The sequence below is a fragment of the Nocardioides sp. NPDC023903 genome, assembly GCF_040639295.1.
GTDB lineage: Bacteria > Actinomycetota > Actinomycetes > Propionibacteriales > Nocardioidaceae > Nocardioides.
This window is the reverse complement of record NZ_JBEZZS010000042.1, coordinates 16983-31059: the sequence shown is the minus strand read 5'-3', so window position 1 is coordinate 31059 and position 14077 is coordinate 16983. Positions and strand designations below refer to the sequence as shown.

The following is a 14077-nucleotide window of genomic DNA, read 5'->3' as shown; positions in this document are numbered from 1 at the left end:
CGTCGCAGGCACGTACGCCGCCTCCCCAGCCCTCGCATAGGTTTGCGGCATGTCTGTGGTGAAGATCAATGCAATCCAGGTTCCGGCCGAGGCGGGCGCGGAGCTCGAGAAGCGGTTCGCGGCGCGGGCCGGGGCCGTCGAGAAGTCGCCGGGGTTCCTCGGCTTCCAACTGCTGCGGCCGGTTGCCGGCGACGACCGCTACTTCGTCGTCACCCACTGGGACTCCGAGGAGTCCTTCGCGGCCTGGCGCGACGGGGATGCCCGAGCCGCGCACGCGACCCCGCCGGGCGAGGCGCCGCGCAAGCCGGTCGCCACCGGCGCCGACCTGCTCGAGTTCGAGGTCGTGCTGGACGTCAAGCCGGCCTGACGTCAGAGACGCCGGGGATGCTGACGCCTCCTCGGCGCACCAGCGACTGCTCACCCTGCTGGACGAACTTGTAGAAGTGCTCGCTCCGCCCGCGCAGCAACGGCGTGGGTCCGAGGAGCGAGAGGCGGCCGTGGGCGAGGCGGCTGGCGGTGCGTACGGCCCGCCATCTCCTCTCGGCGGCGGCCGACCACGGGATGCCGTAGTGCTCGCGGACGAGCGCCGGGAGACTGCCCTGGACAACGGTCCGGAGGGTCTCGGAGGTCGGCGGCCCGCCGGGGAGGTGGTAGCCGGTCGTGCCAGCGATGTGGCGGCCGACCAGGCGGGCCTCGTCCACGAGATACGGCTCGTCCGAGGTGAGCCAGGCGTCGAAGCAGCGGCGGAAGTCGGGGTAGGACGCCGGCGCGGCCGAGGCTGGCATGCCGAAGAGACCGGCCCAGGTCACGAAGTCGTCGAAGAGTTCCTCGCGCTCGTCCGGGCGGAGGGGTCGGACCAGGGCGTCGTACATGAACTCGACCGAGTCGAGCGCGAACGCCGCCGTCCACCACATCAGCCCGGGGTCGGCGGCGGAGTACGGCGAGCCCTCGGGATGCGCGGGACCGCCGGAGACCTCCATCGTCCCCTCGACGGGAACGTGCCGCTTCGCCGTGAAGGCGAGCGCCCGGTCGGCCTCCTCCTTGGTGCCGAGGAAGACCGTCTCCATCAGCCGGGCGGTCAGCGCGAGCCGCGTGTAGGGCGTCGCCCGGTGCACCGTGTGCTGCGCGGTGCCGACGAAGAGCCGTGGGTGCAGGCCGCCGATCACCAGGGCCCGCTGACCCCAGCTCAGCCCGACGACCCGCTGACGCATGGCGCGTACGACCATCGAGTCTGCGGCGAAGTACCCGGACATACCGCCAGTCTGCCACCGCGCCGCGGCTGCCGCGACGGTTCAGGCGGGCTCGAGGGCGGGGACGACGTATTCCCTGGTCAGCGGGGCGAAGTCGGCTCCGTCGGTGATCTCGGCCAGGCTCGCCCAGCGCAGCTCCGCGATCTCGGCAGCGGCGTCCGGGGTGACCTCACCGGCCCAGGTGAAGACCGTCGAGCGCACCAGGTGACCCGGCTCGTTGGCGGCGTCGGCCTCGAACTCACCGAGCAGCGCCAGGTCTTCGACCCGAAGCCGTACGCCGAGCTCCTCCGCCACCTCGCGGACGGCCGCTTCCGCGGCCGACTCCCCCGGCTCCAGCTTTCCGCCGGGGAGCATGAACTTCGCGGTGCCGTTCTTGCGGACGGTCAGCATCTGCCCGTCAGCGTCGCGGAAGACGACGGCCGCGACGGTGATGACCGGCCCGACGTTCGGACTCAGAGGATCTCTCCCGGCACGTAGGCGGCGGCCTCCGGGTGGCGGGCGGTGACGGCCTCCACGCGGCGTACGACCTCCTGGACCTGCGCGACGGCGGCACCGGTGAACTCGATCGGCTCGGCGACCAGCGATTGGATCTGGTCCTCGGTCAGGCCGAGACGGGAGTCGGCGCCCAGCTTGGCGAAGACGTCGTTCTCGGCCTGGCCCTTGCGCATCGAGAGCGCGGTGCCGACGGCGGCCTCCTTGATCGCCTCGTGGGCCTCCTCGCGGCCGACGCCGTTGCGGACGGCGGCCATCAGGACCTTGGTGGTCGCCAGGAACGGCAGGTAGCGGTCGAGCTCGCGCTGGATCACGGCCGGGAAGGCGCCGAACTCGTCGAGCACGGTCAGGAAGGTCTGGAAGAGGCCGTCGGCGGCGAAGAACGCGTCCGGGAGCGCGACGCGGCGCACGACGGAGTCGGAGACGTCGCCCTCGTTCCACTGGTCACCGGCGAGCTCGGAGAGCATCGAGAGGTAGCCACGCAGCACGACCGAGAGGCCGTTGACCCGCTCGGTGGAGCGCGAGTTCATCTTGTGCGGCATCGCCGAGGAGCCGACCTGGCCCTCCTTGAAGCCCTCGGTGACCAGCTCGTTGCCGGCCATCAGCCGGATCGTGGTCGAGAGGTTGGAGGGGCCGGAGACCAGCTGGACCAGCGCCGAGACGGCGTCGAAGTCGAGGGAGCGCGGGTAGACCTGGCCGACGCTGGTGAAGACGTTCTCGAAGCCGAGGTGGGCCGCGACCCGCTCCTCGAGCGCGGCCAGCTTGTCGGCGTCACCATCGAGCAGGTCGAGCATGTCCTGCGCGGTGCCCATCGGACCCTTGATGCCGCGCAGCGGGTAGCGGGCGATGAGCTCCTCGACGCGCTGGAGCCCGACCAGCATCTCGTCTGCGACGGTCGCGAACCGCTTGCCGAGCGTCGTCGCCTGGGCGGCGACATTGTGCGAACGGCCGGCCATGACGGTGGTCTCGTGCTCGGCCGCGAGCCGCGCCAGGCGGGCCAGCGTCGCGACGGCACGGTCGCGGATCACCTTCAGCGACGAGAGCACCTGGAGCTGCTCGACGTTCTCGGTGAGGTCCCGCGAGGTCATGCCCTTGTGGATGTGCTCGTGGCCGGCCAGCGCGGCGAACTCCTCGATCCGCGCCTTCACATCGTGGCGGGTCACCCGCTCACGGGCGGCGATCGAGTCGAGGTCGACGTCCTCGATGACCTTCTCGTACGCCTCCACGACCCCGTCGGGGACGTCGATGCCGAGATCCTTCTGAGCCTTGAGCACCGCGATCCAGAGCTGACGCTCCAGGACGATCTTGTGCTCGGGACTCCAGATCCCGGCGAGGTCGGCCGCGGCATAGCGGTTGGCGAGAACGTTGGGCACCACAGTCACGGCGGATATTCTCCCATGCTCCATGCCCACCCCCACTAACGTGGCGGTATGGCCCTGCGGATCCTCGCCAGCCGGCCCGATCCGGCGATCTACACCCTGCCCTGGTCCTTCCCCTTGGAGGAGTGGCCGGATGATGTCGTGGTGCCGCTGACCCGCGGGCTGAGTCGCCATGTCGTACGCATCGTGCGGGTGCGCAATAACATCTACGCCGTCAAGGAGACCCAGGCCGACATCGCCCGGCGCGAATACAACATGCTGCGCGAGCTGCAGCGCCTCGGCCTGCCGACCGTGGTCGCGAAGAGCGTCGTCACCGGTCGCACGGACCGCGACGGCAACGAGCTCGGCGCCGCGCTGATGACCGAGCACCTCACCTACTCGCTCCCCTACCGCGCGCTGTTCGAGCGGGGCCTGGCCGCCGACCGGCTCCCCAGCCTGATCGACGCTCTCGTCGTCCTGCTCGTACGCCTCCATCTGGCCGGCTTCTACTGGGGCGACGTGTCCTTGTCGAACGTCCTGTTCGTGCGCGACGCGGCCGGGTTCGCGGCCTACCTGGTCGATGCCGAGACCGGGGAGCTGAAGCCGGAGCTCTCCGACCGGCTGCGGGAGTACGACCTCGACGTCGCCTACCAGAACATCTACGGCGAGCTACTCGACCTGCAGGCGAGCGAGTCCCTGCCGGAGGCCTTCCCGATCGACGCGATCGTCGAGCGGCTGCAGAGCCGCTACGAGGCCCTGTGGCGCGAGCTCACCGAGGAGCAGGTCTTCTCCGCCGAGGAGATGTGGCACATCGAGCAGCGCATCGAGCGCCTCCACGACCTCGGCTTCGACGTCGAGGAGCTCGACATCACCACCAGCGAGGACGGCGACACCGTCGCCCTCCGCCCGCGGGTGGTCGAGCTCGGCCACCACCGCCGCGAGCTGCGTACGCTGACCGGGCTGGACGTCCAGGACGCCCAGGCACGGCGGATCCTCAACGACATCTCCGCCTACCGCGCCACCCGCGAGCTCGGTGACCTGCCGATCGAGGTCGCCGCGAGCCGCTGGCTGCGCGAGATCTACGAGCCCATCGTCGCGATGCGCCCGCCCGGCGCGGCCGCCAAGCTGACCCCGGCGCAGATGTTCCACGAGATCCTCGAGCACCGCTGGGTGCTCTCCCAGTTCGCCGGTGAGTGGGTCAAGCTCATCAACGCCGCCGAGTCCTACTACGAGGACGTCATCCAGCACCGGCCCGACGAGGCCGTCACCCCGCCCGGCGAGGAGTGATCCGAGCTCGTCATAAGGTGGCCACGTGAAGATCCTCGTCGTCGGCACCGGTGGTCGTGAGCACGCGCTCGCTCTGAAGCTCTCCCAGGAAGGGAACGAGGTGTACGCCGCGCCCGGGAACCCGGGGATCGCGGAGTTCGCCACGCTCCGGGACGTGGACATCATGTCCGGTCCCGCGATCGCCTCCCTGGCGGGCGAGCTGGGCGTCGACCTGGTCATCGTCGGGCCCGAGGCACCGCTGGTGGCCGGGGTCGCCGACGCCGTTCGCGAGGCGGGGATCGCGGTCTTCGGACCATCGAAGGCTGCCGCGCAGCTCGAGGGGTCAAAGGCGTTCTCCAAGGACGTGATGTCGGTGGCCGGCGTGCCGACCGCGGGTTCGCGGGTGGCGACCACGCCCGAGGAGGCGGCCGCGGCCGTGGACGAGTTCGGTGCGCCGTACGTGGTCAAGGACGACGCTCTGGCCGCGGGCAAGGGCGTCGTCGTGACGCGTGACCGCGAGGAGGCGCTGGCCCACGCGGCCGCATGCGAGCGGGTCGTCATCGAGGAGTTCCTCGACGGCCCCGAGGTCTCGCTGTTCGCGATCTGCGACGGGACGCGGGCCTACGCGCTGCAGCCGGCACAGGACTTCAAGCGGATCTTCGACGGCGGCAAGGGCGGCAACACCGGCGGGATGGGTGCCTACTCGCCGCTGCCGTGGGCGCAGCCGGACCTGGCCGATGTCGTGCTGGCGACCGTCGTCCAGCCGACCCTGGTCGAGATGGAGAAGCGCGGCGCCCCGTTCGTCGGGTGTCTCTACGTCGGGCTCTCGCTGACTGCCAAGGGCCCCAAGGTGATCGAGTTCAACTGCCGGTTCGGTGATCCCGACATCCAGCCGGTTCTCGCACTGCTGGAGTCCTCCCTCGGCGACCTGCTCCTCGCGGCGGCCACGGGCGCGCTGGACACGGTCGAGGCGCCGACCTTCTCCGACGGTGCCTCGGTGACGGTCGTGCTGGCTTCGGCCGGGTACCCGGAGTCGTCCTCCAAGGGCGACGTCATCACCGGCGCCGGCAACGCCAACTCGATCAACGACGTGGACGTGATCCACGCAGGCACGGCGATCGTGGACGCATCCACCCCCGAGGAACCCGACCACCGCCACCTGGTCACCGCGGGAGGCCGCGTCCTGGCGGTCCGCGCCAAGGGCTACGACATCGACGACGCGCGCTCGCGGGCGTACGCAGCCGCCGACCTCGTCAGCTTCGACGGACTCCAGCGGCGCTCCGACATCGCGGCCGAGCCGCTCGGAGTCGTCGAGGGCGCCTCGCTGCTTTGACCCGAATGGTTTGAGCATCGGCGTACTCTGCCGAACATGACCTGGGTCGTGTTCGGCGTCGCCGTCGTTGTCGTGCTCGGCCTGATCATCGCGGCCTGCAACAAGGCCCTGCGCTCATCGCGCCGTGGCGTCTCCGGCGGGATCGGCGACGGTCTCGGCAACTTCATCGACGTCTTCGACCCGGGCAACGCGCGCGCCGCGCGCGACCTGAAGGAGCAGGACAACATCGGTCACGTGGTCCCCTCGCCCGACGGCGATGACCCGCCGTACGGGGTCGACCTGAAGGCCGGACGCGTCACCATCCGCCGTTCATGAGCTGGCTGAGAGTGGCCGATCGGCCACTCTCAGCCTCACCACCTCAGGTCAGCGAGTTGATGATGACGGTCTCGTCGCGGGCCGGGCCGACGCCGATGACCGACATGGGGGCGCCGGAGATCTCCTCGACGTACTTCACGTAGGCCTGAGCGTTGGCCGGCAGGTCAGCGAACGACCGCGCGCCCGAGATGTCTTCCTTCCAGCCCGGCAGCATCTCGAAGATCGGCTTGGCGTGGTGGAAGTCGGACTGGTTGACGGGCATCTCGTCGTGGCGGACACCGTCGACGTCGTACGCCACGCACACCGGGATCTCCTCGAGTCCGTCGAGCACGTCGAGCTTGGTGAGGACGAAGTCGGTGACGCCGTTGACGCGGGCGGCGTAGCGGGCGATGACCGCGTCGTACCAACCACAGCGACGCGGACGTCCGGTGGTGGTGCCGAACTCGTGGCCGTTGTCGCGCAGGTAGTCACCGGACACGTCGAAGAGCTCGGTCGGGAACGGCCCCTCCCCCACGCGGGTGGTGTAGGCCTTCACGATCGCGACGACCCGGTCGATCCGGGTCGGCGGGATCCCGGAGCCGGTGCAGGCGCCACCCGAGGTGGCGTTGGAGGAGGTCACGAACGGGTAGGTGCCGTGGTCGACGTCGAGCAGGGTCGCCTGGCCGCCCTCGAGCAGCACGGTCTCGCCCCGGTCGAGCGCCTGGTTGAGCAGCAGGCCGGTGTCGCAGACCATCGGCGCGATCCGGTCCGCGTAGGACAGCAGGTCCTCGACGACGGCGTCGACTGTGAAGCCGCGGCGGTTGTAGACCTTCGAGAGCAGCTGGTTCTTCAGCTCCAGGGCGCCCTCGACCTTGCCGCGCAGGATCGACTCGTCGAAGAGGTCCTGGACACGGATGCCGATGCGGTTGACCTTGTCGGCGTAGGTCGGGCCGATCCCGCGGCCGGTGGTGCCGATCTTGCGCGAGCCCAGGAAGCGCTCGGTGACCTTGTCGAGCTGGCGGTTGTAGTCGGCGATGACGTGGGCGCTGGCGGACAGCTTCAGCTTGGAGATGTCGACGCCGCGCGCCTCCAGACCGGTCAGCTCCTCGAAGAGGACCGCGAGGTCGACGACCACGCCGTTGCCGATCACCGGCGTCACGCCGGCGGTCAGGATGCCGCTGGGCAGCAGGTGGAGGGCGTACTTCTCCTTGCCGATGACGACGGTGTGACCCGCGTTGTTGCCGCCGTTGAACTTGACGACGTAGTCGACGTGCTCACCGAGCAGGTCGGTCGCCTTGCCCTTGCCTTCGTCGCCCCATTGGGCACCGATGATCGTGATCGCGGGCATGTGTGTCGCTCCTTCGCTCCGGACGGAGTCCCTCCGCCGTGCGGCGGCTGCTCAACGCACCAATATCTAGTGTGTTCTGGATCCACCTACGCTGGACCCATCTAGAACGCAAAAAACCCTGGCAAGACCAGGGCTCTTGCGACCACACGCTAGCAAATTCACACGCGTACGTCACAGCCAGGCTCGCCGCGCGGCCTCGACACCCGCCTCGAACCGTGAGGTCGCACCGAGCTCCTCGAGCAGCTCGGCGACCCGACGTCGGACCGTACGCAGCGAGACTCCCAGCCTCCGGGCGATCTGCTCGTCCTGGGCTCCGCTGGCCAGCTCGGCGAGCAGCAGGCGGCGCTCGGCGTTCGGCAGGTCCTCGAGCTCGGCCGCCGGGAGGGCGCGGCGCCACAGCTCCTCGAAGTAGCTGGTCACCACCTCGACGATGCCCCGCTGGCGTACGTTGATGATCGGCTGCTCCACCGGGCCGAGCGGGTCCGGGAACATCGCGTGCGTGCTGCCGACCACCATCAGATGGGTGCCCACGCGCGGCAGGATCCGGACCTCCTCACCGATCTCGACCCGCATCCGCAGCACGTCGGGTGAGTGCTTCAGAGCCGCCACCGGGTAGATGCCACGGCACCGGCGACCCGACTTGATCGTGGACTCGATGACCGAGATGAACCGCATCTCCGAGGGATGCACGGTCACCGCCGGACGCAGCCACATCATGTCGCCCGAGGTGGCCGAGACCAGCCGCTCGAAGGTCTCCGGCGTGAACTCGGTCGCGATCACCTCGCCCTCGATCGGGTGCTCCTCGCCGATCGGGGCCGGGAGCCGTGCGGCGGTGCCTGCGACGTACGGGACCGACTGGGAGATCTTGAGCAGGTGGTCGTGGGCGTCCTGGGCCCTGGTCGCCGCCCGCTCCAGCATGTGGGCGACCACCGCCGTCGGGCTGAGCACCGTCAAGGTCTCGCCGATGGAGACGACACCGCTCTCGACCAGCGGCGCGGCCTCCTCCAGCAGCTCCTCCTCGGAGGAGGACAGCGTCGCCGCCACGACCACCAACGGCCACCCGTTGAGCGGGAGGAGGCGACTGTAGAGCTGTGCCGCGCCCGGGTCGAACCCGAGCGCGGTCATCAACGTCTGCGACCGGCCGTTCTCCATACCTGGAACTCTAATGCCAGGTACGGAGGTGGGCCTTGATCAAGGTGTGCAGACGAGCTCTCGCTTCCCTTGCGGAGTTCCGCATGGGAAGCGTGCCTTCGGCTGCATACCTTGACGAAGGAACGAGCTGCCGCGTCAGGCTTCCGGCTTGAGCAGCGGGAAGAGGATCGTTTCGCGGATCCCCGCGCCGGTGAAGAGCATGATCGCCCGGTCCAGGCCGAGCCCGAGGCCACCCATCGGCGGGGCGCCGTACTCCAGCGCCCGCAGGAAGTCCTCGTCGAGCTGCATCGCCTCGGGATCGCCGCCAGCGGCGAGGAGGGACTGGGCGGTGAGCACCTCGCGCTGCACCACCGGGTCGATCAGCTCGGTGAACCCGGTGCCGCGCTCGACGCCGCCGATGATCAGGTCCCAGGCGAGCACCTTGCCCGGCTCCTCGTCGTTGATCCGCGCCAGCGGCTGGGCGATCGCCGGGAAGTCGCACAGGAAGGTCGGCTGGATCAGGTGGGGCTCCACCAGCTCACCGCACAGCTCCATGACGATCTTGTCAGCACCCCAGGCGGGGTCGAGCTCGACGTCGTGCTTGTCGGCGAGCGCCTTCAGCGTGTCGACGTCGGTGTCGGGGGTGACCTCGACGCCGACGGCCTCGGAGACACCCTCGTAGACCGGCAGCCACTTCCACTCGCCGTCGAGGTCGATGACGCCGGCATCCGTCTCGACCTGGCGCGAGCCGACCGCGTCGGCGGCGGCCAGATACATCTGCCGCATCTCCTCGGCGATGGTGAACTGGTCGCCGTAGGCCTGGTAGGCCTCGATCATCGTGAACTCGGGGCTGTGCGTGGAGTCGACGCCCTCGTTGCGGAAGATCCGGCCGATCTCGTAGACCTTGTCGACGCCGCCGACGACGGCCTTCTTGAGGTTGAGCTCGAGCGCGATGCGCAGCGTCATCGGCTGGTCGAAGGCGTTCATGTGGGTGTTGAACGGCCGCGCGTGCGCGCCACCGTGGATGAGCTGCAGGACCGGCGTCTCGACCTCGAGGTAGCCGTCGTCCTCCAGACGGCGGCGGATCGCCTGGGTGATCTTCGCGCGCGTACGCACCATGTCGCGCGCCTCCTGGCGCACGATCAGGTCGGCGTAGCGCTGCCGGACCCGGGCCTCCTCGGAGAGGTCCTTGTGGAGCACCGGCAGCGGCCGCAGCGCCTTGGACGCCATCTCCCAGCTCGAGGCCATGATGGAGAGCTCACCGCGCCGCGAGGAGATCACCCGGCCGGTGACGGCGACGTGGTCACCGAGGTCGACCAGGCTCTTCCACTCCGCGAGCGACTCCTCCCCCACCTCGGCGAGCGAGAGCATCACCTGGAGCCGGGTGCCGATGCCCTCCTGCAGCGTCGCGAACGCGAGCTTGCCGGTGTTGCGGACGAACATGACCCGACCGGCGACGGTGACCACGTCCTGGGTCTCGTCGCCGGCCTCGAGCTTGTCCTCGTAGGCCTCGCGCACCTCGGCGAGCGTGTGGGTGCGGCCGACCCCGATGGCGTACGCCTTCTTGCCCTCGGCCAACAGGCGCTCCCGCTTCTCGCGCCGAACGATGCTCTGCTCATCGAGAGTGGGCTCGTTCAGGTGGGGCTCTGGCGCGTTGGCGGTCTGCTCAGTCACGGGTCAAGGCTAGGCGAAATCGCTGGTCCGACGCGATTCGGAAGGGCCCGGCCAGGAACTGGGTGGATGTTTCGCGCCGTCAGGGTGCGTGCTCGGCAAGGCGCCCCGTCGAAGGCATGCCGGGGCATTCCGAGGCGGGGCAACGCCGCCGAGTGCGTGCCATGGCGGCGCGAAGCGCCGACCAGGTCCTGGGCGGGCCCTGATTCACCCCAGAAGCGTGTCGTACGCCGTGGGGCTGCTGTCGCGCAGGAACTCGCTGCAGCGCTCCCACTCCTCGGTCTCGCCGATCGCCTTGGCCTGCTCGGCGAGGAGGGCGAGGCTGGTCAGGAAGCCACGGTTGGGCTCGTGCTCCCACGGCACCGGGCCGTGGCCCTTCCAGCCGTTGCGGCGCAGCATGTCGAGCGAGCGGTGGTAGCCGACGCGGGCGTAGGCGTAGATGGTCACGTCCTCGGCGCCGGCCTCCTTGGCGGCCGTGGCGAGCGCGGCCCAGGCAGAGGGCGAGGCCGGGTGGCGGCGTACGACCTCGGCGGGGTCGGTGCCGGCGGCCAGCTCGTCGGTCGCGGGGTCGGCGGGAAGGTGGGTCGGCGGCGGTCCGGCCATCAGGTCCTGGTGGGTCATACGCACCATTGTGCCCGCAGCCACCGACCGTCTTTCCCCGGGCAGACGATCAGCGAGATGTCGGCGCGCGGGTGTTGACTGTGGCCATGACCCAGCCCGTGACGCAGACGACCTCAGCGCAGACGACCGAGCACCCGTGGCGGGCGCTGTTCGCGCTGTGCATCGGCTTCTTCATGCTGCTGGTCGACATGACGATCGTGACCGTCGCGACGCCGGACATCATGGCCGAGCTCGACGCGAGCGCCAACGCGGTGCTGTGGGTGACCAGCGCCTACCTGCTGGCCTACGCCGTGCCGGTCCTGATCATGGGCAGGCTCGGTGACCGCTTCGGGCCGAAGTGGGTCTACATCGCCGGCCTGGCCGTCTTCACGGCCTCGTCCCTGTGGTGCGGGCTCGCCGGCAGCATCGAGTCGCTGGTGGCCGCGCGGGCGGTGCAGGGCCTCGGCGCAGCGATGATGACGCCGCAGACGATGGCGACCATCACCCGGATCTTCCCGGCCGCGCGGCGGGGCGCGGCGATGGCACTGTGGGGCGCGACGGCGGGCATCGCGACGCTCGTCGGACCGCTCGCGGGCGGGGCGCTGGTCGCGGTCGGCGGCTGGGAGTGGATCTTCTTCGTCAACGTGCCGATCGGCATCATCGCGATCGTCCTCAACTGGCTGATGGTCCCCGCGCTGGAGACCCACTCGCACGTCTTCGACTGGCTCGGCGTGGCGCTCAGCGGCGTCGGGATGTTCTGTGTGGTCTTCGGCCTGCAGAACGGCGAGCAGCGCGGCTGGGACGCCCTCACCTGGGCGCTCGTCGCCGGCGGCATCGCGATCATGGCGCTCTTCGTCTGGTGGCAGGCTCGCAACCGCAACGAGCCATTGGTGCCGCTGTCCATCTTCACCGACCGCAACTTCTCCGTCTCCAGTCTGGCGATCTCCTGCATGGGCTTCGCAGCGGTCGCCATGGGCTTCCCGCTGATGCTGTACGCCCAGCTCGTCCGCGGCTACACCGCGCTCGAGGCCTCGATGCTGATGGTTCCGATGGCGCTGGTCTCCTTGGTCGCAGCGCCGCTGGTCGGCAGACTGAGCGACCGAGTGCACCCGCGGCTGCTGACGGGCGTCGCCTTCTTCCTCTGCGCCGTCTCGCTCTTCTGGCTCGCGGTGCCGATGACCGTCGACTCCCAGCTGTGGCAGCTGCTGGTGCCGATGGCCGTCTTCGGGCTCGGCTCGGCGGCCGTGTGGGCACCCCTGGCGGCGACCGCCACCCGCAACGTGCCGATGCGGCTGGCCGGCGCGGGTGCCGGCGTCTACAACGCCACCCGCCTGGTCGGATCGGTGATCGGCTCCGCCGCCGTCGCCGTGCTCATCGACCTCCGCCTCAACGCCCACGGCCTCGGCGGATCGCTGGCCGGCGGCCACGAGACCGCGGCGGGCTCCTCGATCCCTCCCGAGGTGGCCTCGAAGTTCGCCGAGGCGATGTCGGAGGTGATGCTGCTGCCGGCGGTCGCGCTGGCGGTCGGCTTCGTGGCGGTGCTCTTCTTCACCACGCCGCGTCACATGGTGAAGCCGTCAGCCTAGAGCGACGGAGAGCGGCAGCCCGCGGCACGGGATCATGTCGCGGGCAGTGGTGAGCGGGGCGCCGGTGGCCAGCTGCGGGTCAGCCGAGACGATCGCCTTGCCATGGCCGTTGACCAGCGTCGCGCCGGCCTCGCGCAGCCCGGGCAGCAGCATCGTCTCGAGCGTCTCGACCAGGGTGTCGGCCCCGGCGACGCCGACCATGCGACCGCCGGCGTAGACCGGCATCGTTGTGGTCATGACGTACTCGTCGGTGCAGACAAAGTCCACGTACGGCCCGACGAGGGTCAGCTCGCCGGTGCGCTCCGGGGAGCGATACCAGGGCTGGCGGGTGTAGTCGATCGCCTCTCCGGTGCCCGGCGCATCGGCCTCACCGAGGAAGTCACGCTCCTCGCCCTGCCACCAGACGAGGTAGAGCCGGCGGTCGCTGAGCACGCCCGGGGCCACGACGAAGCCACCACCGATGAGGTTGGGGTTGCGCAGGAACTCCCGCGAGCCGGGCTCGAGCCGCTCCCGCAGGGATGCGGTGGTGACCGGGCCGGCCTCGAAGAGCGCGGCGACCTCGTCGCGTACGCGCTCGAGCTCGGTCACGATCGGCCCGAAATGCTGCTCGACCTGAGCCACACAGTCGATGGGAGTCATCGTCCTGTTCATCGTCGCACCGCCTCATGGATCTCAGCCAAGCGTTCAAGGGAGTGAGCGACGTGCTCACGTACGCTCTCCCGTGCCCTGACAGCATCTCCTGCTGCGAGGGCTTCGACAAGCTCCTGATGGCGGGTGGCCGTGGCCTCCCGAAAGCCCGGCTCGTTGAGCGGGATCCGGAGCAGCGCGCCGAAGTCGGCCTCCTGGCGCACCACCTCGCGCGTCATCCGGGCCGACTGGGTCAGCGCGGCCACCGACAGGTAGAGCTCGCTGTCGGCGCTGCGCCAGCGGGCGACGTCGCTGACGTTGAGCGGGATCAGCAGGTCGCGCAGGTCCTCGACCTCGTCAGGGTCCGTACGCTCCGCCGCGATCTCCGCACAACCGGTGAGCACCACCAGATAGACCGTCGCCCGGTCACGCAGCTCGACCCGCGACATCGAGGCGAGCCGGTCCTCGACGAGGTCGCCGCTCTCCGGGGCACGTACGAACGAACCACCGCCACGACCCCGGGTCGTCACCACCAGACCTTTGGCGCGCAGTGCGACCAACGCCTCGCGTGCGGTGACCGTCGCGACCCCGAGCATCTGGGCCAGCTCGGGCTCGCTCGGGAGCCGCTCGCCGTGTGCGAGTACGCCGGAGCGGATCGCCTCCGCGAGCCGATTCTCGACGCGGGCAGCCCGGCCTTCGTCGCCGATCGGGGCGAAGATCGCCGCGCGAGCTCGGGAGGTCATCACACGCACACCGAAATCGTAATGTATGGATCTAGATGATTCGGCCCCCAGATCTGTTCGAATCTGTTCGAATGCGCACAGAAACTTCATGAATTTCGTCTTAACCATCTGGATCCATGGGCGTTTCTATGCCTAACCTGTGCGCACGGCTGACGCACACTGGTGTCGGTCACCCAAGATCGTCGGATGTCCAGGGCTTGTGGGGGGCGCTGGGCATCCGACTCCTTGGTTTTCGGCCGTCTGTGCGGATGGATGCCCACCGAGGCGATGTCCTGAGCCTGTCGAAGGGTAACTCGGTGAGTGAGCACTTCCCGCGCGGAACTCCACGATGGATGTGACGGCCGACCGAGTTACCTCGGTGAGCATCAGGCGGGCCTC

Annotated in this window: 14 protein-coding genes; 5 read left to right on the top strand and 9 right to left on the bottom strand. The window is 69.6% G+C overall.

Annotated features, from left to right (window positions below; translation table 11 throughout):
• The first annotated feature begins 49 nt into the window (after positions 1 to 49).
• Entirely contained in the window at positions 50 to 367 is a 318-nt protein-coding gene (locus AB0F44_RS26940) for an antibiotic biosynthesis monooxygenase (protein ID WP_160026672.1), read from the top strand.
• Here the strand turns inward: AB0F44_RS26940 and AB0F44_RS26935 are convergent.
• The 3 genes from AB0F44_RS26935 to purB are packed head-to-tail and all read right to left on the bottom strand — an operon-like array spanning position 354 to position 3133.
• Entirely contained in the window at positions 354 to 1253 is a 900-nt protein-coding gene (locus AB0F44_RS26935) for an oxygenase MpaB family protein (protein ID WP_357359958.1), read from the bottom strand. The two genes, AB0F44_RS26940 and AB0F44_RS26935, sit on opposite strands and share 14 nt — an antisense overlap.
• A gap of 39 nt (positions 1254 to 1292) precedes the next feature.
• Positions 1293 to 1682, bottom strand: a complete 390-nt coding sequence (locus AB0F44_RS26930; protein ID WP_357359995.1) for an NUDIX domain-containing protein — start codon at positions 1680 to 1682, stop codon at positions 1293 to 1295.
• Between the two features lie 20 nt (positions 1683 to 1702).
• Positions 1703 to 3133, bottom strand: coding sequence for an adenylosuccinate lyase (gene purB, locus AB0F44_RS26925; protein ID WP_357359993.1), 1431 nt, complete (start codon positions 3131 to 3133; stop codon positions 1703 to 1705).
• A gap of 39 nt (positions 3134 to 3172) precedes the next feature.
• Between purB and AB0F44_RS26920 the strand changes: the two genes are divergently transcribed.
• From AB0F44_RS26920 to AB0F44_RS26910, 3 genes are read left to right on the top strand one after another with little or no spacing between them, the layout of a single operon-like run.
• Positions 3173 to 4387: a DUF4032 domain-containing protein gene (locus AB0F44_RS26920; protein WP_357359956.1), complete on the top strand. Its 1215-nt coding sequence runs from the start codon at positions 3173 to 3175 to the stop codon at positions 4385 to 4387.
• 25 nt (positions 4388 to 4412) lie between these two features.
• A complete protein-coding gene (purD, locus tag AB0F44_RS26915; protein ID WP_357359954.1) occupies positions 4413 to 5699 on the top strand; it encodes a phosphoribosylamine--glycine ligase in 1287 nt (428 codons plus the stop codon).
• Positions 5700 to 5735: 36 nt separating this feature from the next.
• Positions 5736 to 6014 carry a hypothetical protein gene (locus AB0F44_RS26910; protein WP_357359952.1) on the top strand — a complete coding sequence of 93 codons (279 nt, stop codon included), beginning with the start codon at positions 5736 to 5738 and terminating at the stop codon, positions 6012 to 6014.
• Between the two features lie 43 nt (positions 6015 to 6057).
• Here the strand turns inward: AB0F44_RS26910 and AB0F44_RS26905 are convergent, their stop codons facing one another.
• The 4 genes from AB0F44_RS26905 to AB0F44_RS26890 form a co-directional block, all read right to left on the bottom strand.
• Positions 6058 to 7341: an adenylosuccinate synthase gene (locus AB0F44_RS26905; protein WP_350661202.1), complete on the bottom strand. Its 1284-nt coding sequence runs from the start codon at positions 7339 to 7341 to the stop codon at positions 6058 to 6060.
• 171 nt (positions 7342 to 7512) lie between these two features.
• The gene (locus tag AB0F44_RS26900) at positions 7513 to 8493 is read right to left on the bottom strand and encodes a helix-turn-helix transcriptional regulator (protein WP_357359950.1); all 981 of its coding nucleotides are present in this window, start codon (positions 8491 to 8493) and stop codon (positions 7513 to 7515) included.
• A 135-nt stretch (positions 8494 to 8628) separates the two neighbouring features.
• Positions 8629 to 10110, bottom strand: coding sequence for a lysine--tRNA ligase (lysS, locus tag AB0F44_RS26895; protein WP_357359992.1), 1482 nt, complete (start codon positions 10108 to 10110; stop codon positions 8629 to 8631).
• 240 nt (positions 10111 to 10350) lie between these two features.
• The gene (locus AB0F44_RS26890) at positions 10351 to 10764 is read right to left on the bottom strand and encodes a DUF3151 domain-containing protein (RefSeq protein WP_350844192.1); all 414 of its coding nucleotides are present in this window, start codon (positions 10762 to 10764) and stop codon (positions 10351 to 10353) included.
• A gap of 86 nt (positions 10765 to 10850) precedes the next feature.
• Here AB0F44_RS26890 and AB0F44_RS26885 point away from each other — a divergent pair, with 86 nt between their 5' ends.
• Complete coding sequence (locus AB0F44_RS26885) at positions 10851 to 12329, top strand: DHA2 family efflux MFS transporter permease subunit (protein WP_357359948.1); 1479 nt, start codon at positions 10851 to 10853, stop codon at positions 12327 to 12329.
• Here the strand turns inward: AB0F44_RS26885 and AB0F44_RS26880 are convergent.
• A complete protein-coding gene (locus AB0F44_RS26880) occupies positions 12321 to 12968 on the bottom strand; it encodes a cache domain-containing protein (RefSeq protein WP_357359946.1) in 648 nt (215 codons plus the stop codon). The two genes, AB0F44_RS26885 and AB0F44_RS26880, sit on opposite strands and share 9 nt — an antisense overlap.
• A gap of 8 nt (positions 12969 to 12976) precedes the next feature.
• Complete coding sequence (locus AB0F44_RS26875) at positions 12977 to 13699, bottom strand: GntR family transcriptional regulator (RefSeq protein ID WP_350661264.1); 723 nt, start codon at positions 13697 to 13699, stop codon at positions 12977 to 12979.
• Between the last annotated feature and the right edge of the window lie 378 nt (positions 13700 to 14077).